The organism is Pyxidicoccus sp. MSG2 (assembly GCF_026626705.1).
Lineage (GTDB): Bacteria > Myxococcota > Myxococcia > Myxococcales > Myxococcaceae > Myxococcus.
In genome coordinates, this window is sequence record NZ_JAPNKC010000001.1 from 1739911 (window position 1) to 1766134 (window position 26224).

Below are 26224 nucleotides of genomic sequence, written 5' to 3' on the forward strand. Positions count from 1 at the left end.
GTCCTGCCCCCCGGGAAATCGCAGGGGCGCAGAATAGCCGTCCGCGCCGTACTTTGCCCCTCCCCCTTGTCATTCATCTTCTCTCAGCGAGGAAGAAACGTGTGGCCCGGCTGCCTGCCCGCCGCGAATGACGGGTGTGCGTCGCGTCATCGCTGGGGCTCCACAGTTCACGGGCTGACGCCACCCTCGGCCTTCCAGACGAGGAAGCCCCGCTCGAGAAGCCACGCGTCGGTCTCCACCCCACCGGTGCGGGCGGCGAGTCGCGGGGCCGTCTCGTGAAAGGCGTCAGGGGGCGCGGCGTGGCCGGCGGCACGGGCCTCGCGCCAGGCGGCGTCCCATTCGGAGAAGAAGGCGTGGATGGGCTCGCCCGGCCGCACGCGGCGGCGCAAATCGCGCGGCAGCCAGTCGCGGAACAGCAGGGGCGCGAAGCCGTGGCGGAAGTCCGTGTGGAAGAGGAGGGCCTCGCGGAAGGGCGGCGCCTCGGCGTCGGGCCCGCGGCGCAGCAGGTGCGCGGTGAGGATGGCCCCCTCCGGGTCCGCGCTGCCCTCGACCAGCAGACCGGATGGCAGCAGATAGCGGGAGAGCGTCCGGTGGACCTCGGGGACGCGCTCGGGCGGGCCCTGCCGCAGCAGGTTCATGGCGCGCACGAGGCGGGCGGGCTCGTCCTCGCCGAGCGGCAGCTCGAAGCCTCCCTCGCGGAAGTGCGTGCGGGCGTCCGCGTGGGCCGAGGCGGCGCGGGCGCGCTCCGCGTCCAGCTCCACGCCGATGACGGCCAGCTCCGGCTGGAGGGCCCGGAAGGCCTCGGCGCTCTCCAGCGTCGTCCACGGGTGCTCGCCGAAGCCCACGTCGACGAAGACGGCGCGCGCCCACGGGCCGTCGCGGCGGGAGAGCAGCTCGCGCTCGGCGTGGCACAGGTACGCGTCCAGCGCGCGCAGGCGGCCACGCGAAGTCCGTCCGCGCGTCTGGGTGTCCAGCGACGACATGGACCCGCTCATGGGGCCAGCGGCGTCCGCCCGTCAAGCGTCGCCGCCCGGCGATGACATGGGCGCGGACAACGTGGGCCCTCTCGGGGACGAGCCGTGCCGTCCGGGCGAGGCCTCCCGACAGTGGCGGAGCGGCCCGGGTTCCCTCCAGCCGACAGGGGCCGGTAGGCTGACGGGCACCGTGGACCCCTCCCCCACCTGTCCCCGCTGTCAGTCGCCGCGTGCCTCGGGGCCGGAGTGCCCCAGGTGCGGTGTCATCTACGCCAGGGCAGACGCCCGGGCCGCCCGCGAGGCCGCGGCGAAGCACGCCGTGCCCCCGCCGGCCGAGGCCATGGCGCTGGTGCCGGAGGAGCCACCCCTCATCGACCCGGCCTGGCTGGTGCGGCCCGGGGAGCTGCGCTCGGACGTCCTCCCCGAGACGACGCCCGACCTGGACGCCGAGGCCGAGGACGCGGCCTGGGAGCTGAAGCTTCACACCTGGGTCCTCCCGGTGGTGCTGCTGGTGTCCTACGGAGCCGCCGCGGGGCCGACTGCGTTCATCGTGCGGCTCTTCACCATGCCGCTCCACGAGCTGGGCCATGCCATCACCGGGTGGCTGTGTGGCTACGCCTCCATCCCCACGCTGTGGAAGACGCTCAACCTCGGGCGCTCGTACTTCATGGCGGCGCTGGCGGCCGCGGCGCTCGGGTACTGGACCTGGCGCGGGTGGAAGCAGCGCCGCCAGTGGCAGGTGGCCGCGGGCGGAGGACTCCTCCTCACGCAGCTCGTCGGGACGCTGCTCCTATCGGAGCAGACGACGCTGATGCTCATCACCTTCAACGGGGACGGGGGGATGATGGTGCTGGGCACCGCGCTGATGGCCACCATGTACGCGCGCGCCGGCAGCTACATCCACGAGCACGGCCTGCGCTGGGGCTTCGCCGTCATCGGCGGCACCAGCTTCATGGACGGTTTCATCACCTGGTGGCGGGCCCGGACGGACTTCGCCGAAATCCCCTTCGGACAGAACGAGGGCGTGGGCCTGAGCGACGCGAGCCGCCTGGTGGACGAGCACGGCTGGGCCGAGGGAGACCTCATCCACCGCTACGTCGCGCTGGGCGTGACGTGCCTCGTCCTCCTCGCCGTCCTCTACGCCGTGAAGCTCGTCCAGGGCCGGCGGCGCCTCGCCGCGCGGGCGTGAGCAGACGCGAGTGTCGGCCATGGCTCCGGCACCGTGGTGAGCACCCAGAACGTGTCCGCCACCCTCCGCCATGACCCCGGCCTGGCGGCCTCGCCGGCCTCCAGGCCTCAGTAGGGCCAGGTGAAGCCGGGGTAGCGCATCACCTCCGGCTTGCGCCGTCCCTTCCACGCCAGCGCCTCGCCGGGCCGCAGGAGCAGCGCCTGCGGCCCGTGCCCCACCGCGCGGCGCACCTCCGCGAGCCGCTCCGGGTACGGGTCCGCGTCCGGATTCTCATCCAGCTGGCTCGCGCCGCTCACCGGCTGTCCCGGGTAGCCCTGGTAGCGGGGCCCCATGCCCTCGCGCCAGTACCAGGGCGCCCCGCCGTCCGCGCACGGCACCACGTAGCGCGCGCCCAGCAATTCGCCGTAATGCAGCGCCTCCTCCGGCCCGGCCATGAGCTGCTGCGGCTTCGTCAGCGCCCGGCGCGGCACGTTGACGAGGAAGGCGTCCAGCGTGCTGAAGCCGAAGAAGATGGGCGCCAGCCGGAAGCCGCGCACGCCGCAGAAGAGCACGTCCACCGGCCCCTCCTCGCGCAGCACCCGCCGGCACACCTCACCCATGTCCCCGCGCACGTCGTGCCCGGAGTCCGCGAAGAAGGCGGAGGAGAAACCCGGCGCGCGCACCAGCCACGCGTTGCCCTCGTTGAAGAGGTCCGGGTAGGGCCCCGCCTCGTCCGTGGGCTGCTCGCCGTGGAAGGGCAGCGCGCGCACGGTGACGTCGCCCACCTGCCGGGACTCGCCCCAGCGCAGCGGCTCCACGCGCGTGAAGCCGAGCTGCGAGAGCCGCAGCGCGCAGTCGGTGGAGAAGAGGCTCTCGCGCTCCACCGCGGGCACGAAGATGCGCGTGTCGCGGGGCAGCGGCAGCAGCGAGCCCAGGTGGAAGTGGTCCCCGTGCGAGTGGGTGATGACCACCGCGTCCACCCGCCCCACGTCCCTGGGCTGCATGGGCGCGTAGCCTCGCGAGTCCACCAGGCCCGCGGGCCGGAAGTACGGGTCCACCAGCACGCGCGCCTCGCGGCCGGACACCAGCACCGTGTTGTGCCCCACGAAGAGGGCGCCGGGCGCGGGCACCTCCACGGGCGCCTCGTGCCGGACCAGCCAGCCGGCCTGCCCCAGGTCCGCCAGCAAGCCCGCCACCACGGGGACCACGGACAGGGCGCGCAATTCCGCGCGGGTGGCGCCCCGGGCCAGCGTGGCGAAGAGGTCCGCGACGTGCGGCCACTCGGACGCGCGCACGGGGACGTCCAGGCCCAGTGACTCCTGGCGCAGGTGCAGCACACGCGGGCGGTGCCGGTGGGCGTCCGGGAAGAGCACCTCGCGCCGCAGCACGCGCCGGCCGCGGCGCCGCCGGCCGTCCTCGCACAGCGCGGCATAGCGGGGCGTCTCCTCGAGCCAGCGCACCAGCGCATCCGCCTCGCGCAGCGCGCCCTCGCGGCCCAGCATGGCGATGTGGCGCTTGAGCGGCAGGTGGGCCCGGCGCACGGGGCGCGCGGTGGGGCCCTGGATGCTGCAGCCCAGGTCCTCGTGGTGGTCGGCTTCCGTCCGGGCCGACGCGAGCACGGCCAGGCTGACGCCCCGGTGCAGGGTGAATCGCATGGCGGGGATGTTAATGCCGCGCCGCGTGAGTGGGGGCTTCGATGACTCGGGGTGCGCGTGGGCCGAGCCCGCGACAGCCGTGGCGAACGCCGCTACCCTGCGGCTCGCATGGCACAACCCGCCCCCCAGCGTCCCCTGCCCCCCTCTGCCCCCGACGCATCCTCCTCTTCGGAGCTCGTCCAGCCCCGCTTCGGCTGGCTACCCGAGGTGGGCACGTGGAAGTACCACGCGCTGCTCAGCGCAGTGGCGCTCCTCGTCCTTGGCCCGCTGGGAGGCATCGCCGCCTCGTACATGAACTTCAGCGTGGGCTTCTTCGTGGGCGGCCAGGTGCTGGCGGGAATCCTGGGCAGCGCCGTCACCTACGGCTACGGCGCGGAGGGCAAGCACGGCGCCAACTACATGCAGACGATGGCCGCGTCGGTGGCCTCGCTGTGCGCCATGTCCGTGCTCATCCAGGCCATGGTGTGGCTGGGCATGGAGATGCCGCCCGCCTGGCACCTCATCCTCTTCGTCGGCTGCGTGGGCATGTTCGCCGTGGGCGTGGGCATGCTCTACACGCCGCTGCTCGTGGACAAGCTGCAGCTCGACTACCCGTCGGGCCTGGCCGTCGCGAACATCCTCCGCGCGCTCACCGACAAGCGGCTGCTCAAGGCGTCCATCTCGAAGCTGGGCGGCGGCACGCTGCTGGGCGCGGTGGCGGCATGGATGACGGAGAAGGTCGCCTTCGTGGCCTCCATCGGCACGAGCGCCGCCACGGTGGGCGCAGGAATGATTGTCGGCAGTCGCATCACCGTGCCCGCCATCGTCATGGCCGTCATCGGCGCGCTGGTGACGCCCTATCTGCGCGAGATTGGCTGGCTGGCGCCGAGTGATCCGTTCCGCAAGGTGGGCTTCATGCTGGGGCTGGCCATGATTTGCGGCGCGGCGGCGGTGGACCTGTCGCTGCTCGCGGTGCAGGCCATGGCACGCATCCGCTCGCGTGCCACGGCGGTGGCGGATGCCGAGGAGGAGTCCTGGAAGAAGGTCAACATGGGCCGGCTGGTGGCCTGGGTGGTGGGTTGGGGCGCGGCGACGTTGCTGGTGGGGACGCAGGTGTTGGGTCAGCCGCTGGGCTGGCTCCTGCTGGGGCTCGCGCTGGCGCTGCTCTTCGTGCTCATCAACGGCATCTCCTACGGCATCACCGACCAGAACCCCATTTCCAGCGCGTTCGTCATCTCCGTCATGCTGATGTCGCTGATGGGGCTGAAGAACCCGCTGGTGGGGTTGATGGGCGCCACCATCCTGCTCATCTCCACGTCCGTGGGCTGTGACATGCAGCAGGACCGCTCCACCGGCTGGCGCCTGGGCACCAACCGCGTCATCCAGTTCCGCTACCAGGTGCTCGGCGTCATCATGGGCGCACTGCTGTGCGTGGGTCTGGCGCGCGTGTTCATGACGGCCTACCCCGCGCTCACCATCAACCAGCTCGACAACCCCAAGGCCGAGGTGGGCCAGTGGGGCTCCGCCATGACGTACAAGCTGGTGGGCGCCATCCGCGGACTGGGCACGCTGTCGGACGCCACGGTGAAGCTGCTGCTCATCGGCCTGGCCATCGGCTTCGTCATCCAGGTGGTGCGCAAGGGCGTGCTGAGCCGGCCGGACTACCAGCGCTTCATCAAGGGTTCCCGCCTGGGCTTCGCGGTGGGCTGGGCCATGGACTCGCTGCTGCTCTCCAGCCCCTACGCGTCGTCGTTCGGTGCCTTCGTGAACTTCCCGGCGGCGCTGTGGTTCGGCGCGGGCGGCATCTTCACCTCGCTGTGGAACACGGTGGCGCAGCGCGGCCAGAAGTCGCACGCCGCGGGCAGCCCCGGCGAGGGCGAGGCCCTCCCCGAGGACATGAGCAGCATGTCCCTCGTCGGCGGCGGGCTCATCGCCGGTGAGTCGCTCTTCTTCCTCATCGCCGGGATGATTGGCCTGGTGTCGCTGCTCGCATGAGGGGGCGGGCCGCGCGCCCGCCTGTCCCGTCGCACTGCTGCAAGGAAGCCCCTGCCCCGGAGGTCGACTTGACTTTCCGTGCGAGGGCCTGCACCTTATTCAGCGTGAGCTTCGTCAATTTCACCACTGCGACCACCACCACGACTCGCTTCGGCGGGCGCGGAACGGTGTGCGTCGCGTGGTGAGCTGACGAACGCACGGTTCCCTGCCCCGCCTTCTCCGGCCGGGGCAACCGTGCGCTCACTTCAGCGCTCCGTCCGGATGGGCCTTTCACCACTTCCGAAACGGAGTTGCACATGCTTGACGAACACGACCACCGCTCGCTGGGCCAGCGCCTGGACCTCTTCCACCTGCAGGAGGAGGCCCCGGGCATGGTGTTCTGGCACCCGCGCGGGTTGATGCTGTACCGGCTGCTGGAGGACCACGTCCGCCGGCGCATGCAGGCGGAGGGCTACAGCGAAGTCCGTACGCCGCAGGTCTACGCGCAGCCCTTGTGGGAGCGCAGCGGCCACTGGGAGAACTTCCGCGAGAACATGTTCCTGGTGGAGGACGGCGAGCGGCACCTCGCCATGAAGCCGGTGAGCTGCCCGGGCCACATCGAGCTCGTGCAGCGCATGGCCCCCAGCTACCGGGATTTGCCCCTGCGGCTGGGGGAGTTCGGCCTCGTCCACCGCAGCGAGCCGGGCGGCGCGTTGCACGGCCTGTTCCGCCTGCGCCAGTTCACGCAGGATGACGGCCACATCTTCTGCGCCGAAGAACAGGTGCAGCAGGAGGTGGTCCGCTTCGCGCGCTCGCTGAAGGACTTCTACGCGGGCCTCGGCTTCGACGAGGTGCAGGTGGCCTTCTCCAGCCGTCCGGCCCAACGCGCCGGCAGCGACGAGAGCTGGGACAAGGCCGAGGCCTGGCTGTTGTCCGCGGCGAAGGAGGCCGGGCTGGAGTGCCTCATGCAGCCGGGCCAGGGCGCCTTCTACGGACCGAAGCTGGAGTTCGTGCTGAAGGACAGGCTGGGGCGCGCGTGGCAGTGCGGGACGATCCAGCTCGACCGGGTGCTGCCCGAGCGCTTCGACCTGCGCTACGTGGACGCCTCGGGGGCGCGAGTCAGGCCGGTGATGCTTCACCGCGCGCTGCTCGGCAGCCTGGAGCGCTTCATCGGCGTGCTGCTGGAGCACCACGGGGGCGCGCTGCCGGCGTGGCTCGCTCCGGAGCAGGTGGTGGTGGCCTCCGTGGGTGAGGCGGCCCGTGACTACGCGGAGCGCTTCGCCGCCCGGCTGCGCGAGTCGGGCTGTCGCGCCCGCGCGGACGTCCGGGGTGAGTCGCTGTCGAGGAAGATTGTCGACGCGCACGGAGCCGGCGCGCCGTGGCTGGTGGTGGTGGGCGCTCGCGAGGTGGAGGCCGGCGGCGTACGCCTGCGCCAGCGCGACGGCGCCCAGAAGGACCTGCGGTGGGACGACGCTGTCGCGGAGTTGGTGGCCGCGTGCCGTCCGGCGGCGGACGCCTGAGTCGGGGACGGCCCGCCCTTCCAGCGAGGAGGGGCGGGCTGTCCGGGTGTCAGCCCTCTTCGGACGAAGAGGCCGACTGCGCGGACTCGCGGCAGTCCCACTCCGACTCATCCGAGAAGTCCTGGCCGGGCCCCACGGAGGCAGCCTCTTCGTCGAGCGCGGGGCTGAGGCTCGGAGTGCAGCTGCCCCCGAAGATTTCCCCGTAGTCCTCCACCCACTCACCGCAGGTGATGATCTCGACGGACCACGGCTTCGCGCAGATGCCGGAGCACGAGGCAGTCCCGGTGCACTTCACGTCACAGTCGGGCGGCAGGGCCAGCGCGGACAGCGGCGCAAGGGTGAGGACGGCAGCGAGCAGGGACTTCGAGAAGAGCTTCATGGATGCCTCGCAGGTGTGGGGGACTGCGAGTGCCACGGTAGGACCGTGGCCGCGTCGCCGTGAATACGGGCCATCCACGATGGACAGCCCTTCTCCACCGCATCCACGAGGCGCGCTCTGCTCAGTAGAACAGCAGCTCCGGCTGGGCCGCCTGGACTTTGATGAAGTCTCCCGAGCCACCCACCTCGGAGGCGCCAGCGGCCACCGAGGAGCTCGTGCCATCTCCGCCATCGCCCGCACAGGCGCCGCCGCCGCCGCCGGCCTGCGCCAGGGCGCTGGCCGTACCCGCGACGGCCGAAGAACCCGCCGTGCCACCGCTCACCTGGATGTTGGCGGGAGTCACGATGACGGGCGTGTTCGCGCTGAGGAACTGGATGATGCCTCCGCCGCCTCCGCCGCCTCCGCCGTACATCTGCCCCGCCACCGGGCTGGAGCCATTCCATCCAACAGCCCCGTTGCCTCCATTCGCGAGGATCTTGCCGTTGCCCTCCACGGTGATGGTGCCGCGGGAGATGAGGCTGACGACCCCGCCACCACCACCGCCGCCACCCGCCACGGGTGTCGGCGAGCCAGCGGGCCGGTTGATGGTGGGAATGCTGTTGTTGATGCCCTGACGGCCGTTCGCATCAATCTGTCCGCGGATGATGATGTTGCCCTTGGCGGCGAGGATGAGCCGTCCGCCACCGTCGCCGCCGAGGATGTCGGGGTTCGTCGTCGAGCGGTAGCCGCTGCCGCCCCCCAGCAGGTCGGCGCGGGAGACCAGTGACGTGCGCCCCAGGTCCAGCCCCTTTCCACCCAGGTACGTGTGGGAGGCGGACATGGCGATACCCCTCTGCGACGGGTTGAGGGACTGAATCTGGAAGTCGGGACTGACGATGATGAGGCCGCTCTGACCGATGATGATGTCGCCCGTGGCGCGAATCATCGTCCCGCTCGACACGATGAGCGTGCCGTCGATGGTCACGTTGTGGAACATCAGGTTGGCGCCACCGGGGGGAAAGTTCCCGGCCTGGAAGTAGCGTGGATTTGAGAAGGAGGAGAGGGTGAAGTCCCCCGCGGAGCCATCGCCGTAGGCGAACGCGAGCGCCCCGGACTCACCCTGGGAGCCCTGCGAGCCCGTGTCGCCGGTGTCGCCCTTGGGACCCTGCGGGCCCGCCGGCCCCGTGTCGCCGGTGTCGCCCTTGGGGCCCAGGGGCCCCACCGCACCCACCGCGCCGGTGTCCCCCTTGGGACCCTGCGCCCCCATCGGTCCCACCTCGCCCGTGTCACCCTTGAGCCCCTGCGGGCCCACCGCGCCCGTCTCGCCCCTGAGCCCCTGCGCGCCGTTGCAGAGGTACTTCGTGGCCGACGCGTTCACCTCGCCTTCTTCATCCAGATCGCCGTCGCCGTTCCGGTCGATGCCGGTCTCCATCTTGATGCCGCCGAAACCGCAGTTGGCGCCCACGGGCTCGGGCGTGGTGAGCAGCAGGGCGCTCAGTCCCTGTGGACCTTGCGGTCCTCCCGCGGGGCCCGCGGGCCCCTGAGCACCCTGCGGACCTTGAGGGCCCTGGGCACCTTGCGAACCCTGGGGTCCAGCCGGGCCCTGAGAGCCATCGGCCCCCACCGAGCCCTTGCAGGCGGCGACGCCGAGAAGCCCCGTCATGAGCGCCACACGCAGCACCTGCGTACGGCCAATCACCATCGAAAGAGGGACGCGCATGTGAACCCCCAACCTGGAAGACGCACGGGTCCGGGAGCAGCCCCGGACTGCGAATGCAGGGGTGCGGGGCCGCGCACACCGGAGAACGACAGGGGGGCATTCTGACCCCACCCGCGCGCCGCGCGCCAGCGTTCTCCGGTCCTTCATGTGGACATGTCGCCCCAGGTGCGCGGACGGCCCGGGACCGGAGCCGTCCTGACGCAAGGCACTACACCGTGCGCGCCCCGCTGCCCGGTTGGAGCTGCCGCGCCCGCCCGCCCGCCCGCGCGCGAACGGCGGACGGGCGGAAGTGGGCGTCAGGCCTGGTGGAGCCGCTCCAGCACCTCACCGGCGTGCAGCACCTCCTCGGGGACGGTGGCCAGGTCATCCAGGCTGAGGATTCCCACCGGCGTCCGCTCCTCGTCCACCACGACGAGGCGGCGCACCATCTTCTCCTCCATCAACTGCTCCGCCACCTCGAGCGTCTCGCGCGCCTCGCAGGTGATGACGACGGTCGTCATCACCTCGCGCACGAGCGTCTTGTTCGGGTCCTGGCCGAGCGCGGCGCAGCGCACGGTGATGTCCCGGTCCGTCAGCATGCCCACCAGCTGCCCGCCCTCCACGACGGGGAGGGAGCCGATGTTGCAGGTGCGCATCCTCAGGGCCGCGACGCGCACGGGCTCGCCCGCCTCGATGGTCTCCAGGTTCTTGGTCATCAACTCGCCAATCCGCATCGCTGGTGCCTCCTTCGCGAGAAGTCCCTCGTCCCTACCCTGGGTGCCCCCGGGAATCCCCGCTGGCCGGCGGCCGGGGCATGGACGCGGAGCGGGCCAGTGGACAACGCGCCGCACTCTCGGCTGCCCTCCAGGCGCGACGGCGGGGCAGGATGCGCATCTGAGTATTTCCCGGTCCTTCCCCGGGACCCGAAAGGAGCATGACGGCATGGCGGACAAGCTCATCCTCAGCGACGACGAGTGGCGCAAGCGCCTCAACCCGGAGGAGTACGACGTCCTGCGCAGGCATGGGACGGAGCGCCCCGGCTCGGGCTGCTTCCTGGGGACGAAGACGCCTGGCACGTACGTGTGCGCCGGCTGCGGCAACCCGCTGTTCAAGGCGGGCACCAAGTTCGAGTCCGGCACCGGGTGGCCGTCCTTCACCCAGCCGCTGACCGCGGACTCGGTGACGGAGGTGCATGACCGCTCGTACGGCATGGTGCGCACCGAGGTCCGCTGCGCGCGGTGCGACGGCCACCTGGGCCACGTCTTCCCGGACGGCCCGCCGCCCACGGGCCTGCGCTACTGCATGAACTCCGTGGCCATGAAGCACGTGCCGGAAGGCCAGCCGCTGGAGCTCGTGAAGGCTTGAGCCGCACCAGACGCGAGCCCGCTCCCGCATCCACTCCGCGGCGGGCTCGCGTAGCCGTTCATGAGGAGGAAGTCATGAACGGACAAGACACCCATTACGAGAGCAACACTCCCATGCGCGACCTGCGGCCGGAGCGGCTGGCGGACGGCGAGCATGCCGTATGGACCTCACCGGAGTCGGTGCGGATCTCCATCGAGGTGCGCGGGGGCAAGGTGGTCCGCTGGCACGCCAGGGACCGGGACGGCAGGCCGGTGAAGCTGAGCTTCCGGCAGGAGGACGGGCACGAAGAAGCGCTGCTCGCCCCGGGAGAAGACGTGCCCATGCTGCCCCCGCAGCAGCCGCCCATCGTCGTCAGGCGCTGCTACGCGTGCTACCCCAACCCGCTGCCCACCGGGCCCCGCATCCTCTGCTACCAGGTGCCCTGCTACGACTGAGGCAGGGCTCCCCGTGGGCGAGGCTCAGCCCAGCCAGGCGCGGGCGTTGCGGAACATGCGCATCCACGGCCCGTCATCGCCCCATTCGCGTGGACGCCACGAGTGCTGCACGGAGCGGTGCACGCGCTCGGGGTGCGGCATGGTGATGGAGAAGCGCCCGTCGCGAGTGGTCAGCCCGGCGATTCCGTGGGGCGAGCCGTTGGGGTTCGCCGGGTACGTCGCCGTCACCTTGCCGTGGTTGTCCACGTAGCGCGTGGTGACGAAGCCCAGCCCGTCGACGCGCGCGGCCTCCGCGTCGCTGGGGAACTCCGCGCGGCCCTCGCCGTGCGAGGACACGATGAGCATCCGGCTGCCGACCATGCCCCGGTAGAAGAGGGACGGCGTGTCCGCCACCTCCACCGTCACCAGGCGCGCCTCGAACTGCTCCGAGGCGTTGCGCACGAAGCGGGGGAAGTGCTCGGCGCCCGGAATCATGTCCTTGAGCTGCGCCATCATCTGGCAGCCGTTGCACGCGCCCAGGCCGAAGCTGTCCGGCCGCGCGAAGAACTCAGCGAACGCGTCGCGAGCGCGCGGGTTGAACAGGATGGACTTGGCCCACCCGCCGCCCGCCCCCATGACGTCTCCGTAGGAGAAGCCGCCGCAGGCCATGATGCCCTGGAAGTCCTTCAGCGACACCCGCCCGGCGAGGATGTCACTCATGTGGACGTCCACCGCCGCGAAGCCGGCGCGGGTGAAGGCCGCCGCCATCTCCTGCTGGCTGTTGACGCCCTGCTCGCGCAGCACCGCCACGCGAGGCTTCGCGCCCTTCGCGATGAACGGCGCCGCCACGTCCTGCGCCGGGTCGAAGCTGAGCTTCGGCGAGAGGCCCGGGTCCGCCGGGTCGCACTTCGCGGCGTACTCCTGCTCGGCGCAGACGGGGTTGTCGCGCAGCAACTGCATCTCGTAGCTGACGCGAGACCACGTGCGGCGCAGGGCCATGGTGCCCTCCGCCAGTCGCGCGTCGCCGTGGCGCACCCGCACCTCCAGCGCCGCCGTGGGCCGGCCCACCTCATGGCAGTGCGTCGCCAGGCCGTGCTGCCCCAGCACCTCGCGCACGCGCGCCACGTCGGCGGCGCGCACCTGCACCACCGCGCCCAGCTCCTCGTTGAAGAGGGCCGCCACCGCGTCACCGCCCAGCGCGGACACGTCCACGTCCAGGCCGCAGTGGCCCGCGAAGGCCATCTCGCACAGCGTGGCCCACAGGCCGCCGTCGGAGCGGTCGTGGTAGGCCAGCAGCCTGCCTTCCTCGTTGAGTGACTGCACCGCCGAGAAGAAGCCCTTCAGCAGCGCCGCGTCCTCCACGTCGGGGCACTCGGGGCCCACCTGCCCGTAGACGTGCGCGGCCACCGAACCACCCAGCCGCTGCTTGCCGCGCGCCAGGTCCAGGAACAACAGCCGCGTGTCCCCGCCCACGTCCACCAGCTGCGGCGTGAGCGACTGGCGCACGTCCAGCACCGGAGCGAAGGCGGAGATGATGAGCGACACCGGCGCCGTCACCGCCTTGCGTGCGCCGCCCTCCTCCCAGACGGTGCGCATGGACATGGAGTCCTTGCCCACGGGGATGGTGAGCCCCAGGGCCGGGCACAGCTCCATGCCCACGGCCTGCACGGCGGCGAAGAGGTTGGCGTCCTCGCCGGGGCTGCCCGCCGCCGCCATCCAGTTGGCGGAGAGCTTCACGTCGGACAGCTTGCCGATGCGCGCGGCGGCGATGTTGGTGATGGCCTCACCCACGGCCATGCGCGCGGAGGCGGCCGCGTTGATGATGGCGAGCGGCGTGCGCTCGCCCATGGACATGGCCTCGCCCGTGGTGCTCGTCACGGTGGACAGCGTCACGGCACAGTCCGCCACCGGCACCTGCCACGGGCCCACCATCTGGTCCCGGTTGACGTGGCCGGACACCGTGCGGTCGCCAATGGTGATGAGGAAGGTCTTGTCCGCCACCGTCGGGTGGCCCAGCACGCGCTCGGCCAGGTCACGCAGCGACACGTCCAGCTTCAGCGGCGGCAGGGCCAGCGGGCGGGACGTGACGTCGCGGTGCATGCGCGGCGGCTTGCCGAACAGCACGTCCATGGGCAGGTCGATGGGCGTGACGCCCAGCTGCGTGTCCCCCAGCTTCAGCACCTGCTCACCGGTGGCGTCACCCAGCACGGCGAAGGGGGCGCGCTCGCGCTCGCACAGGGCGGCGAAGCGCGACAGGTCCTCCGGGGCCACGCCGAGCACGTAGCGCTCCTGCGCCTCGTTGCACCAGATCTCCACCGGGGCCATGCCGGGCTCGGCGTTGGGGACGTTGCGCAGCTCCAGTCGGCCGCCCAGGTCGTTGTCGTGGGCCAATTCCGGCACCGCGTTGGACAGGCCGCCCGCGCCCACGTCGTGGATGGAGCGGATGGGGTTGGTGTCGCCCATGGCCCAGCAGCGGTCGATGACCTCCTGGCAGCGCCGCTCCATCTCCGCGTTGTCACGCTGCACGGAGGCGAAGTCGAGGTCCGCCGCGCTCGCGCCCTGCGCCATGGAGGACGCCGCGCCACCGCCCAGGCCGATGAGCATGGCCGGCCCACCGAGGACGATGAGCTTGTCCCCCGGCTGGAGGCGGCCCTTCTGCACGTGCGGCGCGCGGATGTTGCCCAGGCCGCCGGCAATCATGATGGGCTTGTGGTAGCCGCGCACCTCCACGCCCTGGGGCGTGGGCACCTGCGCCTCGAAGCTGCGGAAGTAGCCGGCGAGGTTGGGACGGCCGAACTCGTTGTTGAAGGCGGCGCCGCCGAGCGGACCGTCAATCATGATGTCCAGCGCGGAGACGATGCGGTCCGGCTTGCCGTAGGGCTGCTCCCACGGACGCTCGAAGCCGGGGATGCGCAGGTGGCTGACGGTGAAGCCGGTGAGGCCCGCCTTCGGCTTGGCGCCGCGGCCGGTGGCGCCCTCGTCGCGAATCTCTCCGCCCGCGCCGGTGGCGGCGCCGGGGTACGGAGAAATCGCCGTCGGGTGGTTGTGCGTCTCCACCTTGATCATGATGTGGGCCGGCTCGCGCACGGCGCCCCACTCCCCCGTCTCCGGATGGGGGAAGAAGCGGTCCACCTCGAAGCCCTCGATGACGGCCGCGTTGTCCTTGTACGCGGAGAGCACGCCCGCCTTGTTCTGGGCGTAGGTGTTCTTGATGGCCTGGAAGAGCGAGCGCTCCTGCGGCTTGCCGTCGATGGTCCACGACGCGTTGAAGATTTTGTGCCGGCAGTGCTCGCTGTTGGCCTGCGCGAACATCATCAGCTCGACGTCGGTGGGGTTGCGCTTCAGCTCGGTGAAGCGCTCCACCAGGTAGTCGATTTCGTCATCGGCCAGCGCGAGGCCCAGCTCCCGGTTGGCATTCGCCAGCGCCGCGCGCCCGCCGCCGAGTACATCCACGGTGGTGAGAGGGCGCGGCGTGTGCGCCTCGAAGAGGACGGCGGCGTCTTCCAGGCGGCCCATCACCGCCTGCGTCATCCGGTCATGCAGCACCGGCGACAGGCGCGCCAGTTCGTCGGACTGCAGTGCGCGCCCGTCGGGGCCGGCGACGTAGTAGGCGACACCGCGCTCCATGCGACGGACCTTGTCGCCCAGGCCGCAGTTGTGCGCGATGTCGGTGGCCTTGGAGGACCAGGGGGAGATGGTGCCCGGGCGGGGCACCACCAGCAGCAGGCTGCCCTTGCGCTCGCCGGCAGCCACGCGGGGGCCGTACTCGAGGAGGCGGCCGAGGGTGGCCTGCTCTGCCTCGGAGAAGGCGGCCGAGGCGTCGATGAAGTGCACGAACTCCGCGTAGACGGACGACACGGAGGGCACCTGCTCGCGGCACCGGGCAAGGAGCTTGGCGAGCCGGAATTCAGAGAGGGCCGGAGCCCCACGCAGGATGTGCATGCTGGACATGGGAATGGGAGTGGCTCTGGGTAACAGCCGGGGCGTCCTTATCACTGCGCGTCGGGGCGGTGAGGGAAGAGTTGCCCCCGGGTTGCCCGCTGCACGGACGGACAGGCGTCACGGTGGGAGCCGCCCGCACGTCAGAGCCTGCGAAGCGCTCGCGATAGCCGGGGAAACACCGCGCGCTCAGTACCCGCCCGGGCCAGGCCCGGCTGCCCGGGCTGGGGCCGCGTGGCGGGGACGCGCACCCCGGCCAGTGGGTCGCGGTCCCCGACGGCGGCGGTTGTAAAGAACACTGGTGTCGACACCACCGCGGAGCTAATCCCGTCGCATGACTCGTCACGCCTGGCTGGGATTGATGCTCTTGACCGCCTGCGCTCCGAACGACATCGCGCGGACGTCCTGTCAGAGCGTGATGATGGCCACGCACGACCCGTGGGAGTGCACGCTCAGCGGTGAGCGAATCGGACGCGCGTCGTCGATCGAGTTCGACACGGAGTCGAGGAACCACGTCGCCCAGGTGAAGTTCACCATGAAAGTCACCAAGGGGACGCTGCGGGTCAGTTACGTCGATCTCGACGGCAACAAGCAGCTCACCGTGACTCCGGCGTCGCCGGCATCGATCGAGATGCAGACGCGCATGCACCGCGAGCGCCGCTCGTTCACGCTGTATTTCGAGCCCCTCGACGGGCACGTCGAGGGACTGACGGGGACGGTCGACTACTCCACGCCGTGAGGAAGAGCCGACGCCGGGGGCCATCCCCCTACCGGTAGTCCACGTGCAGGGCCGGGGCGTAGTCGATGGAGCCGCCCGTCTGCTCGAGGCTGCAGTAGCTCGTGACCTGGTTCTGGTTGTCCCAGGTCTGCCCGCCCCAGGTCGGCACGCGATCCGTGATCGGGGACTGCCCCACGTAGAGGCCGTTCGAGGCCCAGGTCCCGCTCGCCCAGTTCTTCACGAGGGTCGTCACGTCCCAGGCCTGCGCGCCGCCGGCCGTCGGCGCCGGCAGCCACCACGAGCCTGCCGTGTAGACCTGCGGCAGCGTGTTGAAGGTCACCGTGGACGGGTTCCAGGGCCCGGCGAGTGCCCGGACCAGGTAGCGCGCGTCGGACACAGGGTGTGGGGCGAGGGAGCAGGGGTACATCACGAGCGCCGCCACGAGCACGTTCCTCCCCGAGAGCGCCGCCGTGTCGAACCGGAGCGCCGAGCCACCACAGTTGTGGAAGAGGGCCTGCCCGCTCGGGCCGATGGTCCAGGTGAAGAAGCAGCCCACCTCATTCGGTCCGGAGGGGAGGGTCACGTTCTGGTTGGAGCTCAGCGCGGTGCTCTCCATCACGCTGGCGTCACCGGTCGTGCGCAGCACGGCACGGGTCGCGGAGGTGAACGAGACCACGTTGGAGGGCGCGGAGCTCGTCGTCCCCTTCACCGCGCGCACGCGCATCCAATAGGCCGTCGCGGGCGTGAGGCCGCTCACGCTCGTCCCGGTCATGTTGGCGCCGAGGCGGAAGGCCTCGGTGAAGGGCCCCGCCGCCGCGGTGGCGTACTCCACGGAGTACCCCGTCTCATCCTGGGCCACGTCGATCCAGGCGAGGCTCACGCTCGTAGCGGAGGTGACCGTCGCGGTGAGCCCGGTGGGCGTGGCGATGACGACAGGCGGCACCGTCGTCGCCGAGACTGGCGCCGTGTAGCCCGAGGGCGACCACGGCGGCCCGGAGGGCGTGGGGGCGTAGAGGGGGAGCGTGCGGAACCGGTAGTGGTAGAGGGTGCCCGGCGCGAGGCCCGTGTCATCCCACGTACCGTTGGGCGGCCCGCCGAAGACGAAGTTGCCCAGGCGGGCCACCTCGGCCCAGGGGCCGGTGGCGGACGGCGCGCGCTCGATTGCGACGCCGCCGCAGATGTTCCAGGTCCAGCCGAGCCGGAGCGAGGTCTGCGACAGCGCGGAAGCCGACGTGCCCTCCGTGGCCGGGCACAACGTGGCGACGACGATGGGGCCGATGTAGACGGCGACCTGCACCCAGGCGGAGGCGCCCGCGCCACTCACGGCCCGCACGCGGTAGTTGTTGCTGCCGAAGACCGGGCTCTCGTGCACCCAGCCGGTCGAGCCCGCGGGGAGCGTGACTGTCGAACCCCAGGAGACGAACTCGGTGGAGTGCTGTACCTCGTAGGCGGTCTCGTCGGTCGCGGCGTCGGTCCAGGAGAGCCGCGCCACGCTGGCGGAGGCAACCACCTCCTGCACGCCGGTGAGACCGGTCGGCGCGTTGGGCGGCGCCGCCGCGGCCGTGCTCACACTCACGACGGAGGTGAACGCCGACGCGCCGGCGCCATTCACCGCGCGAACCCGGTAGAAGTAGGTGCTCCCGGTGGCGAGGCCCATATCGCCGTAGCCCAGGGCCGAGGCAGGTGGGCTCGCGATGAGCGCGAAGGGCCCGCCGCTCGCAACGGAACGCTCGACCTCGAAGCCGGTGAAGGTTCCGGACGGCGGCATCCAGGTGAGCTCCACGCCCTGGGAGCTCGTGGCCCGCGCGACGAGGTTCGTGGGTGCGGATGGCACTGCCACGCCGCCGTCGTCTCCTCCGCCGCCGTCGTCTCCTCCGCCGCCGTCGTCTCCTCCGCCGCCGTCGTCTCCTCCGCCGCCGTCGTCTCCTCCGCCGCCGTCGTCTCCGCCGCCGCCGTCTCCTCCACCCCCATCGCGGCCGCCTGCTCCACCACCGTCACCTCCGTCCCCGGCGGCGCCTCGGCCGCCGTCTGCTTCTCCATCGCCTGCCCCGTCGGTGGGCCCGCCGCCGCACGCGGCAAGCGCCACGAGCGCGACCAGGAGGAGTGCATGGGGGGTGCGGGGCGAGGCACGAAGCATGGAGACTCCGGTTGAGAGGAACATCGAGGCCGACTATTCCCCTGGCCCGCGGCACGGGGGAGGTGCACTGGCGACAAGTCGGCTGGGCCACCCCTGATTGGGGGGTAGGAGGCTGGCTCACCCTCACTGCGAGCGACGCGGCCGCCCGCGACGTATCCTGTGGCCACGCCGCCAGCGACCGGAGCAGCCATGCCCCCCGGCATCCCCACCATCACCCTCGACCCGCGCTCCAACCGCCCGGTCTACCTGCAGATTGCGCATGCGCTCATGTCCGAGATTCACCGTGGCCGGTTCCGGCCCGGCGACGCGCTCCCGGGCTACCGCACGCTCGCGCAGGGGCTGGGCGTGTCCCGCAACACGGTGATGGCCGCCTACCGCGAGCTCGCCGACGAGGGATGGCTGGTGGCGGCGCCGGGCGAGGGGAGCACCGTCGCACCCACGCCGCCGCGGCGCCTTCCGGGCGCCTCGGAGACTCCGCCCGGGCCCGCGGCGGAGCTCACGGGCGCCGGCATGGGCTTCGACCTCCGCCGGCCCCCCGACCCCGCGGTGCCCGACGCCGCCCGCAATCTGCTCCGCGTCGCCACCGGCAACCCCGACCCGCGCCTCCTGCCTGGCGCCGCGCTCGCGCGGGCCTACCGCCGCGCGCTCACCGTGAACCCGCGCGGCACGCTCGCGGTGGACGACCCGCAGGGCCACCCCACCCTGCGCGAGGCGCTCGCGCGCTCGCTGCGCGCGGCCCGCGGCGTCGCCGCCGCGCCTGAGCGACTGGTGGTCACCCGCGGCGGGCAGCTGCCGCTGGCCCTCGTGGCCCACGCCCTGCTCGGGCCAGGCGACGCGGTGGCGGTCGAGGCGCTCGGCGCACGAGACGCGTGGGAGGCGTGCGCCCGCGCCGGCGCGCGCTGCCTGCCGGTGCCGGTGGACGCGCAGGGGCTCGACGTGGACGCCCTCGAGCGGCTCCTCTCGACGGAGCGGCTGCGCGCGGTGCTCACCACCCCGGTGCGCCAGTACCCCTCGGTGGTCGCGCTCTCGCCGGAGCGCCGGGCGCGGCTGCTCGCCCTCGCGGCGCGCCACCGGTTCGCCGTGCTGGAGTCCGAGCACGACGCCGAGTTCCAGTTCGAAGGAGCGTTGCCCCTGCCGCTAGCCGCGGAGGACCGCGCGGGCGTGGTGGTGCTGGTGGGCTCCCTCTCGAAAATCTTCAGCCCCGGGCTCCGCCTCGGCTTCGTCCACGCGCCCGCGCCGCTCGTGGCGCAGCTGCGCTCCGCCCGCGACGCCCTCGACCGCCACGGTGACCCCGCGCTCGAGCGGGCGATGGCGGAGCTGCTCGAGGACGGCGAGATTGAGCGCCACCTCAACCGCATGCACCCCGTCTACCGCCACCGTCGCGACGTGCTCGCGAACGCGCTCTCGGAGCACGTCGGCGCCGCGCTCACCTTCGACCCGCCCACGGGCGGCCTCGCCCTGTGGGCCCGCACGCGAGAGGGGCTCGACGTGGACGCCTGGGCGCGGCGCGGCCTCGAGCGCGGGGTCGCCTTCCAGGCCGGCCGGCAGTTCGCCTTCGACGGCGGCGCTGTCCCGGGGCTGCGCATCGGTTTCTCCAACTACGGCGACGCAGAGCTGGTCGAGGTCGCGCGACGTATGGGCGAGGCCCTCCCGGAGGGGCGATGACGATGGAGCTGCAGCTGCTGGACGGGCGCGTCGTGCTCAAGGGGCTGCTCGGGGAGGGCGGGATGGGCCACGTCCACCGCGCCTTCGACTCCACGCTCGAGCGCGCGGTGGCGGTGAAGTTCCTGCGCGGCGACGACCCGCGCGAGACCGAGCGGCTCGTCCTCGAGGCGCGGCTGCAGGCGCGAGTGGAGCATGAGAACGTGGTCCGCGTGCACGCGGTCGGCTCGCTGGAGGGCCGCGCGTGCCTCGTGCTCCAGCTCGTCGAGGGGAAGACGCTCGCGGACCTCGCCACGGGCCTCACGCTCGCCACCCGGGTCGAGCTGGTGCGCCAGGCGGCCCTCGGGCTCGACGCCGCCCACCGTCAGGGGCTCGTGCACCGCGACGTGAAGCCCGACAACGTGCTGGTGGAGGAGGGGCCGGGCGTGCCGCTGGCGAGGCTCGGTGACTTCGGCCTCGCCCGCGGCGAGGAGGGCGGGCTCACCCACTCCGGCTTCCCAGCGGGCACGCTCGAGTACATGGCCCCCGAGCAACTCGCCGGCCGAGGCCCGGTGGACTTCCGCGCCGACGTCTATGCGCTCGGCGCCACCCTCTACGCGGTGCTCGCCGGGCACCCGCCGTTCCGCGGGCTCGCCGAGGCGACGGGGCGCTCCGAGCCAGCGAGCCTGCTCCGCCGCATCCTCGCCGATGAGCCGCCGGCCCTCGGCGCCGCGGTCCCCCGCGAGCTGGCGCTCGTGGCCGCGTGCGCGATGGAGCGGGAACCGGCCGCGCGCTACCCCTCGGCGCTCGCGTTCGCAGAGGACCTCGGCCGCTTCCAGCGCAACGAGCCGGTGCTGGCGCGGCCGCCGACGCTCGCGTACCGCGCCACGAAGTGGGCGCGGCGCAACCCGGTGGCGGCGCGCGCCGCCGCCGTGGCGGCGGCGGCGGTGGTGCTCGGCGTGGCGTGGGCCGCGTTCGCCGAGCGGCGGGCGGGCCTGGACGCGCTCGAGGCCGCGCGGCTGGGCGCCGAGGCGCAGCGAATGGAGAGCGCGATGCGCATCGCGCACCTGTCGCCCGCGCACGACCTCTCGCCGGTGTACGCGGCCATCCGCTCCACCGTGGACGAGCTGCGGCGCGCGGACGGCAGCGCCGGAGCAGCCGCGCGGGCCTTCGCCATCGGGCGCGGCCTCCAGCTCCTCCATGACGCCGACCCGGCCCGCGAGGCGCTCGAGCGGGCGTGGACGCTCGGGTTCCATCCCCCCGAGGCGGCGCTCGCGCTCGGCCTGCTGGACGGCGAGCGCTACGCGCGCGAGCGCGCACAGCTCCCGCGCATCGACGACCCGAAGCGGAAGGAAGGCCGGATCGCCGCGCTCCGGGCGCGCTTCCGCGAGCCCGCCGTGGCGCGCCTGCGGCTCGTCCCCACCGCGACCGACGCCGACCGAAACCTCCTCGAGGCCCGCATCGCGTTCGTGGAGGAGCGTCATGCCGACGCCGCCGCGCTCGCCCGGAGGGCGCGCGAGGCCGGGGCCGACCCGCTCGAGGCGAGCACACTCGAGGGCGAGGCCTGGCTGCACCGCTCCCTCGCGGTCTACGAGACGCGCGACCTTGACGGGACGCTCACGCCCCTGGCCGAGGCCCTCCCGGCGCTCCGGCGCGCGGCCGAGATTGGACGCAGCGCCCCCCGCCCCCGCCTCCTGCTCGCCCGGGCGCTCATGCACGAGGGCGTGGTCCGCCAGCAGCGCGAGCCGGTCCGCGCCGACCGCTTCGAACCGGCGCTCGCGGTCCTCGCCGAGGGGCTCGCCCTGGACCCGAAGGACCCGGACCTGCTGGTCGTGCGCTCCGAGATTTTCGCGGAGAAGGGGCGAATCGCACGCATGCTCGGCACCGACCCGGGCCCGAGCCTCCTCGCCGCGGTCACCTCCGCCGATGCCGCGACGCGGGCCGCGCCGGCGAACCGCTCCGCATGGGAGCGGCTCGCCTGGGCTTGCCTCAATTACGCTCGCGAGCTGCGCGATGCCCATTACGAGGTGGGCTGGGCCTGGGAGAAGGGCATCGCGGCGGCGACGCGCGCGGGCGAGCTCTCTCCCGAGTCGAGCACACCGCCTTCGCTGCTCTCGCAGATGTACACGGACCGCGCCGAGACGACCGGCATCCGCGGCGGCGACTCGACCCAGGACATCGAGGCGGCGCTCGTCGCGGCTCGCCGGGTGGCGGAGATTGGAGACCGCCCCATCGTGTCGCGCATCATGCTCTCCCAGGCAATACGCGAGGACGCCACCCGGCGCTGGTCGGCCGGCGAGGCGGCCGACGCGCGCTTCGCGGAGGCGGCCCGCATCATCGGCGAGGCCTTCTCGAGGGGCGAGGCCCAGTCGGCGCTCGCCGGCTTCGGCGTGCAGATTGCAGTCATCTGGGCCGAGTCCGTGCTCCTCGAGGGACGGGGGCCAGACGCCGCGCTGGCCGCGGTGGCTCCCTGGGCCGAGATGCTGCGGACGCGCCTCGACACCGACATCATCGCCGCCGCCCAGCTCGCCGAGCTCGCGGTGCTCGAGGTACAGGCCGCGGTGCTGGCGGGACGGGAGCCCGGGCCTGAGCTCGCCCGGGCCGGGCCGCTGCTCGAGAAGGTGGTGAAGGCCGGGGTCTACCCAGCGATGCGGGGCCGGATGGCGGAGGTCGAGCTGCACCGCGCGGCGTGGCTGGCCGGCCGCGGCCTCGACCCCCTCCCGGCCCTCACCGCCGCCGACCGGTACGCGCAGCTCATGAAGGCGGAGGATGCGAGCAGCCCCGACGGCTGGCGCCTCGAGACGGAGGTCGTGCTCGCGCGGCCCTCGCCGCTGGCCGCCGACCTCGCCCGGGCGCGCGCCGCCATCGACAAGGCCCTGACCTTCATGCCGAAAGACGCGCGCCTCCTCGCCCTCCGCGGCCACGTGCTCGCCGCGTCGGGGGACCTCGCGGGCGCACGCGCCACACTCGAGCAGGCCCGGAAGCGGAACGGCCGCCTGGCGTGGGTCAAGTCGCTGCAGGCCAGGTTGCATTAGCGCATCTCGGGGGGTGTCCCCGCGCGCCCGGCCACGCCAGGCAGGGGCCTCGATGACTGAGGCCCGGCCGTCCGTCGCGACGAAACCTCCCCTACCCGCCCTTGCCGGAAGCCGCCGGAGCCACCGGCGTGGCGGGAGTGGCCGGAGCCGCCTTACCGTCCTTCGCCTTCGCCCACAGCGCGAGCAATTCCGCCTCGCGCTCCGGAGGCAGCCCCGCGCGCATCTTGCCGCGGCGCTCCTCGGGGAGGCCCTTGAAGTACGCCAGCGTGTCGCGGACGGTGACGTCCACCGGCCGGAACTTGAGCCCCGTCTTCACGGCCTTCGCGTTGCTGCGCAGGTGCGTGCCCGCGGAGTTGCCCGCCGGCGGCATGTAGATGGGGAGGCGCATGTCGCCCGTCTCGCCCTGCTTCTCCAGCCAGTCCGCGGGAATCCACGTCAACTTCGTGTCCTTGCCGGACACCTGACGGCACGTATCGAGCATGGCGCCCATCGTCCACGCCTGGCCCGGCCCCACGGCGTTGAAGACGCCGTTCGTGTTGCCCTCGATGAGCAGCACCAGCCACTCTGCGAGGTCCCTCACGTCGATGATTTGCAGCGGGTCATCGGGCGTGCCCGGCGCGAGCATCTCCCCGCCCTTGTCGAAGCGCACCGGCCAGTACGTGAAGCGGTCCGAGCGGTCCTCGGGGCCGACGATGTAGCCCGGACGGACGTTGGCGACGCGGCCCGGCAGCGCGGCCTCTGCGGCCTCCTCGCACAGCCGCTTGAGGGCACCGTAGAACTCGTACTCCTTGCCCATCGTCTCCAGCGTGGGGTCGGCCATCGTCGCGGTGGGGCCGCTCTCGTCCTCGTGGGGCGTCTTGTCGCTGGCGTACGCGGAGACGCTGGAGATGAAGAGGTACTGCTTCACGTTGGGCGCGAGCAGCTCGGCGGAGGCCTTGACGATGCGCGGGTAGTAGCCGGACGTGTCCACCACCGCGTCGAACTTGCGGCCCTTGAGCGCCTTGAGCCCTTCGTCCTTGTTCGGGTCTCGGTCCCCGCGCAGCTTCTCCACGTTGGGGAACAACTCCGGGCGCGTCTTGCCGCGGTTGAACAGCGTCAGCGTGTGCCCGCGCGCCTGCGCCGCCTGCACCACGGCGGGGCCCAGGAAGCCGGTGCCCCCGAGGATGAGGATCTTCTTCTTCGGCCCCTTCTTCGGGGCAGCCCCCTTGTTGCCGGACGCGGCGAGGGCTTCGGGACCGAGCGCGAGCAGGGACGCGCCCGCGAGGGAGTACTGCAGGAACTTCCTGCGAGACGAGGACATGTGTGGCGGCTCCAGGGGGACTTGGAAGCGCTCGGGGGGAGCAGGCGAGGAACCGTGCGCCGGAAATTCCATTCCCGGCGCCGCGCACGCTCTCCCTACCTGTCCCCCAGGGCCATCCCGAAGCCCACCGTCCAGGTGACGCCATGCCCCCAGGCCGCGCCGGGTGGACGCAGGCCCTGGTACAGCACCTCGGTGCTGGCGACGAAGGGCCCGCCGAGTGACACATGGGCCCGCAGCCCCACCGGCACGCCGAGGCGTGAGCCGCCCTCCCAGGACATCAGCCCCACGCCCAAGGTGGCCCGCAGGTCCACCCCGAGCGAGTACCCCGGCCGCCACGCAACCAGCGGAGGCGACTGCACCGCCAGCGCCCAGCCGCCAGAGGGGTGCGGCCGCACTCCCCCCTCCAGCCCGCGCATCCAGTCCACCGACAGCGTCAAGGCATGGGGCAGCGGGAGCGAGGCGCGAAGTCCCGCCACGGGCGCCGTGCCACGCGAGTCCCGGGAGACGCCCCCGAGCGCCTGCAGCGACAGCTCGGGCGAGGGCCGGAAGCCGAGCAACGACAGGCCCGGCGCGTCCGGGGCGGACACCTCCTCGAACCGCGCCGCCGCCCACTCGAGGAAGGCCCGCGCGTATGCCACCGCGGCGGCGGCCCGAGCGTCCACGAAGGCCTCGGTGCTGGCGACATCCACCTGGCGCACGCGGCCCCGCCAGCGGACCTCCGTGCGGCCGAAGGCATTGCCCACCGCGCCATAGACGCCGAACGTCCCCGGGCGCAGCGGGTCCGGCTCGGACCAGAAGGCGCTCCACGGAATCACCGTGCCGTCGCGAGCCGTCAGGGACTGCGAGCGCACCGCCTCCAGCGTCTCGCGCGCGAGAGCGACCTGCGCCTCGACACCGGAGAGCGGAGCCACCTCGCGGGGGGCCATCCGCGACAGCGCCGCGCCGAGGCCATGGTCCTCGAAGCCGTCCCCGAGCCCATGCATCACCGGCACCACGTGCGGCGGCGAGGCCATGTCCTCGATGTGGTGCGCCAGGTGTCCCGCCCTGTCCCAGGCGCGAGCCAGGTCGCCGTGGCGCGCGGCCTCCAGCGCCTCGTCCCACAGGGCCCGCACGCGCGCATCCGAGCCCTCACGCAGCGCCGAGTACAGGTGCCCGTCCGGCCGGTAGAAGTGGTGCCAGCCCGTCCACTTCACGTGGAGGTTGAGGTCCTCCGCGGTGGCCCCGTGCAGCACCGCGCTCCGGTGCTCCGCGAGCCCCGCCCTGCTGCCCTTCGCGACGGCCGCATCGAGCGCGGCCCCGGTGAGCGCGCGGTGGTCCTCCACGGAGAAGGCCTCCGCGCGAGGCGCGAGGCCCACGGCCAGGAACAACACGGAGGCAAGGAGGGCCCGAGTCACACAGCGCATCGTAGAGCACCCCAACCCGCGCCAGCGTCCCGACGTTCCCCCGGTGCCTGCTCGCACGCCGTCCCTGCCGCCGGGCCCTACGCGGCTTCCGCCCCGGGCTCATCGAAGCGCGCCAGGTACGCCCGCGCGAGGTGCAGGTTGTCGTTCTGCAGCGGATGGAAGGACGGGCGCAGGTACTGCTTCAGCCCCTTCCACAGCACGCGCACGAGCACCGGGTCCTTCTTGTGTCCCCGCCACAGCTCGCGCAGCACTCCGCCCCAGCCCAGCCCGGGCTCCTGCCGCAGCAGCGTCACCGACGCGGCGAGCCACAGCCCGAACAGCGACAGCGTGCCCATGAACAGGCCCGCCACGCGCAGCGCGTAGCCCGGGGCCACCTTCCGCAGCACGTCGAAGGCCACGGACTTGTGCTCGATTTCCTCCGCCGCGTGCCACTCGATGAGCCGCTGCATCGCCGGGTGGCCGTCCGCGAACACGCCCAGCGTCAGCGTCTGCTCGCTCATCACCGCGGTGTAGTGCTCCAGCGCGGCCGTCATCGCCAGGCGCAGCGCGGGCGGGAAGTACGGGTCGAGGAAGCCCCAGACGATGCGCTGGTACGCCGCCATGTAGCCGGAGAGCCTGTAGCCCTGTGACTCCAGCAACTCGATGTACGCCTGGTGCTCGCGGGCGTGTTTGCCTTCCTGGGTGAAGAACGCCTTCACCTGGGCGCGCAGCTCCGGCGCGTCTTCCAGGCGGTCCAGGTAGTGGTTGACGCTGCGGACGAAGAAGCGCTCGCCCTGGGGGAAGAGCATGTTGAGCCCGTTCCACAGGTGCGTGGAGCCCAGGCCATGGTGGTGCCACTGCCGGGGGAAGCTCGCGTCGAAGGGGAACTTGAGATGCGTGCGCGGGCGGATGCGTCCGGGGTCATACGGGGGGACCATGGAGGGCTCGGGCGTCGGAAGACCAGGAG

General features: G+C 72.4%; 18 protein-coding genes. 8 read left to right on the forward strand and 10 right to left on the reverse strand.

Annotated features, from left to right (window positions below):
• Positions 1 to 167: 167 nt before the first annotated feature.
• Positions 168 to 983 (reverse strand): methylase, encoded by an 816-nt coding sequence (locus OV427_RS07090; RefSeq protein ID WP_267855347.1) that lies wholly within the window; start codon positions 981 to 983, stop codon positions 168 to 170.
• A gap of 181 nt (positions 984 to 1164) precedes the next feature.
• On the opposite strand from OV427_RS07090, the gene OV427_RS07095 reads away from it, so the two are divergent.
• Positions 1165 to 2163 carry a hypothetical protein gene (locus OV427_RS07095; protein ID WP_267855348.1) on the forward strand — a complete coding sequence of 333 codons (999 nt, stop codon included), beginning with the start codon at positions 1165 to 1167 and terminating at the stop codon, positions 2161 to 2163.
• Between the two features lie 107 nt (positions 2164 to 2270).
• On the opposite strand, the gene OV427_RS07100 is transcribed toward OV427_RS07095, so the two are convergent.
• The gene (locus OV427_RS07100; protein WP_267855349.1) at positions 2271 to 3797 is read right to left on the reverse strand and encodes an MBL fold metallo-hydrolase; all 1527 of its coding nucleotides are present in this window, start codon (positions 3795 to 3797) and stop codon (positions 2271 to 2273) included.
• Between the two features lie 108 nt (positions 3798 to 3905).
• Here OV427_RS07100 and OV427_RS07105 point away from each other — a divergent pair, with 108 nt between their 5' ends.
• Both OV427_RS07105 and thrS read left to right on the forward strand, forming a co-directional pair.
• Positions 3906 to 5771: an OPT/YSL family transporter gene (locus tag OV427_RS07105; RefSeq protein ID WP_267855350.1), complete on the forward strand. Its 1866-nt coding sequence runs from the start codon at positions 3906 to 3908 to the stop codon at positions 5769 to 5771.
• A gap of 296 nt (positions 5772 to 6067) precedes the next feature.
• Entirely contained in the window at positions 6068 to 7270 is a 1203-nt protein-coding gene (gene thrS / locus OV427_RS07110) for a threonine--tRNA ligase (RefSeq protein WP_267855351.1), read from the forward strand.
• Between the two features lie 49 nt (positions 7271 to 7319).
• Here thrS and OV427_RS07115 read toward each other — a convergent pair whose 3' ends face one another.
• The 3 genes from OV427_RS07115 to OV427_RS07125 form a co-directional block, all read right to left on the reverse strand.
• Positions 7320 to 7649, reverse strand: coding sequence for a hypothetical protein (locus OV427_RS07115; RefSeq protein WP_267855352.1), 330 nt, complete (start codon positions 7647 to 7649; stop codon positions 7320 to 7322).
• 121 nt (positions 7650 to 7770) lie between these two features.
• Entirely contained in the window at positions 7771 to 9348 is a 1578-nt protein-coding gene (locus OV427_RS07120; protein ID WP_267855353.1) for a DUF7151 family protein, read from the reverse strand.
• A 296-nt stretch (positions 9349 to 9644) separates the two neighbouring features.
• Positions 9645 to 10061: a CBS domain-containing protein gene (locus OV427_RS07125; RefSeq protein WP_267855354.1), complete on the reverse strand. Its 417-nt coding sequence runs from the start codon at positions 10059 to 10061 to the stop codon at positions 9645 to 9647.
• Between the two features lie 208 nt (positions 10062 to 10269).
• On the opposite strand from OV427_RS07125, the gene msrB reads away from it, so the two are divergent.
• Together msrB and OV427_RS07135 are read left to right on the forward strand one after the other, a co-directional pair.
• Entirely contained in the window at positions 10270 to 10692 is a 423-nt protein-coding gene (gene msrB / locus OV427_RS07130) for a peptide-methionine (R)-S-oxide reductase MsrB (protein WP_267855355.1), read from the forward strand.
• A gap of 74 nt (positions 10693 to 10766) precedes the next feature.
• Positions 10767 to 11126: a hypothetical protein gene (locus OV427_RS07135; protein WP_267855356.1), complete on the forward strand. Its 360-nt coding sequence runs from the start codon at positions 10767 to 10769 to the stop codon at positions 11124 to 11126.
• A gap of 24 nt (positions 11127 to 11150) precedes the next feature.
• Here OV427_RS07135 and purL read toward each other — a convergent pair whose 3' ends face one another.
• Entirely contained in the window at positions 11151 to 15056 is a 3906-nt protein-coding gene (purL, locus tag OV427_RS07140; RefSeq protein WP_267855357.1) for a phosphoribosylformylglycinamidine synthase, read from the reverse strand.
• Positions 15057 to 15378: 322 nt separating this feature from the next.
• Here purL and OV427_RS07145 point away from each other — a divergent pair, with 322 nt between their 5' ends.
• Positions 15379 to 15783 (forward strand): hypothetical protein, encoded by a 405-nt coding sequence (locus tag OV427_RS07145; RefSeq protein WP_267855358.1) that lies wholly within the window; start codon positions 15379 to 15381, stop codon positions 15781 to 15783.
• A 28-nt stretch (positions 15784 to 15811) separates the two neighbouring features.
• Here the strand turns inward: OV427_RS07145 and OV427_RS07150 are convergent, their stop codons facing one another.
• Positions 15812 to 17899 carry a fibronectin type III domain-containing protein gene (locus tag OV427_RS07150; protein ID WP_267855359.1) on the reverse strand — a complete coding sequence of 696 codons (2088 nt, stop codon included), beginning with the start codon at positions 17897 to 17899 and terminating at the stop codon, positions 15812 to 15814.
• A 189-nt stretch (positions 17900 to 18088) separates the two neighbouring features.
• Between OV427_RS07150 and OV427_RS07155 the strand changes: the two genes are divergently transcribed.
• Together OV427_RS07155 and OV427_RS07160 are read left to right on the forward strand one after the other, a co-directional pair.
• Positions 18089 to 19564: a PLP-dependent aminotransferase family protein gene (locus OV427_RS07155; RefSeq protein WP_267855360.1), complete on the forward strand. Its 1476-nt coding sequence runs from the start codon at positions 18089 to 18091 to the stop codon at positions 19562 to 19564.
• Positions 19561 to 22575 (forward strand): serine/threonine-protein kinase, encoded by a 3015-nt coding sequence (locus OV427_RS07160; protein ID WP_267855361.1) that lies wholly within the window; start codon positions 19561 to 19563, stop codon positions 22573 to 22575. Before OV427_RS07155 ends, OV427_RS07160 begins: the two co-directional genes overlap by 4 nt.
• Before the next feature lie 91 nt (positions 22576 to 22666).
• Here the strand turns inward: OV427_RS07160 and OV427_RS07165 are convergent, their stop codons facing one another.
• The 3 genes from OV427_RS07165 to OV427_RS07175 all read right to left on the reverse strand — a co-directional run bounded on the left by OV427_RS07165 (position 22667) and on the right by OV427_RS07175 (position 26195).
• Positions 22667 to 23875, reverse strand: coding sequence for an NAD-dependent epimerase/dehydratase family protein (locus OV427_RS07165; protein ID WP_267855362.1), 1209 nt, complete (start codon positions 23873 to 23875; stop codon positions 22667 to 22669).
• A 95-nt stretch (positions 23876 to 23970) separates the two neighbouring features.
• Positions 23971 to 25269, reverse strand: a complete 1299-nt coding sequence (locus tag OV427_RS07170; RefSeq protein ID WP_267855363.1) for a hypothetical protein — start codon at positions 25267 to 25269, stop codon at positions 23971 to 23973.
• Between the two features lie 86 nt (positions 25270 to 25355).
• Positions 25356 to 26195, reverse strand: coding sequence for a metal-dependent hydrolase (locus OV427_RS07175; protein WP_267855364.1), 840 nt, complete (start codon positions 26193 to 26195; stop codon positions 25356 to 25358).
• Between the last annotated feature and the right edge of the window lie 29 nt (positions 26196 to 26224).

Coding starts and splice junctions, on each gene's coding strand:
- OV427_RS07090 (WP_267855347.1), bottom strand. CDS start 983: ATGTCGTCGCTGGACACCCAGACGCGCGGACGGACTTCGCGTGGCCGC.
- OV427_RS07100 (WP_267855349.1), bottom strand. CDS start 3,797: ATGCGATTCACCCTGCACCGGGGCGTCAGCCTGGCCGTGCTCGCGTCG.
- OV427_RS07105 (WP_267855350.1), top strand. CDS start 3,906: ATGGCACAACCCGCCCCCCAGCGTCCCCTGCCCCCCTCTGCCCCCGAC.
- thrS (WP_267855351.1), top strand. CDS start 6,068: ATGCTTGACGAACACGACCACCGCTCGCTGGGCCAGCGCCTGGACCTC.
- OV427_RS07115 (WP_267855352.1), bottom strand. CDS start 7,649: ATGAAGCTCTTCTCGAAGTCCCTGCTCGCTGCCGTCCTCACCCTTGCG.
- OV427_RS07120 (WP_267855353.1), bottom strand. CDS start 9,348: ATGCGCGTCCCTCTTTCGATGGTGATTGGCCGTACGCAGGTGCTGCGT.
- OV427_RS07125 (WP_267855354.1), bottom strand. CDS start 10,061: ATGCGGATTGGCGAGTTGATGACCAAGAACCTGGAGACCATCGAGGCG.
- msrB (WP_267855355.1), top strand. CDS start 10,270: ATGGCGGACAAGCTCATCCTCAGCGACGACGAGTGGCGCAAGCGCCTC.
- OV427_RS07135 (WP_267855356.1), top strand. CDS start 10,767: ATGAACGGACAAGACACCCATTACGAGAGCAACACTCCCATGCGCGAC.
- purL (WP_267855357.1), bottom strand. CDS start 15,056: ATGTCCAGCATGCACATCCTGCGTGGGGCTCCGGCCCTCTCTGAATTC.
- OV427_RS07145 (WP_267855358.1), top strand. CDS start 15,379: ATGACTCGTCACGCCTGGCTGGGATTGATGCTCTTGACCGCCTGCGCT.
- OV427_RS07150 (WP_267855359.1), bottom strand. CDS start 17,899: ATGCTTCGTGCCTCGCCCCGCACCCCCCATGCACTCCTCCTGGTCGCG.
- OV427_RS07155 (WP_267855360.1), top strand. CDS start 18,089: ATGCCCCCCGGCATCCCCACCATCACCCTCGACCCGCGCTCCAACCGC.
- OV427_RS07160 (WP_267855361.1), top strand. CDS start 19,561: ATGACGATGGAGCTGCAGCTGCTGGACGGGCGCGTCGTGCTCAAGGGG.
- OV427_RS07165 (WP_267855362.1), bottom strand. CDS start 23,875: ATGTCCTCGTCTCGCAGGAAGTTCCTGCAGTACTCCCTCGCGGGCGCG.
- OV427_RS07175 (WP_267855364.1), bottom strand. CDS start 26,195: ATGGTCCCCCCGTATGACCCCGGACGCATCCGCCCGCGCACGCATCTC.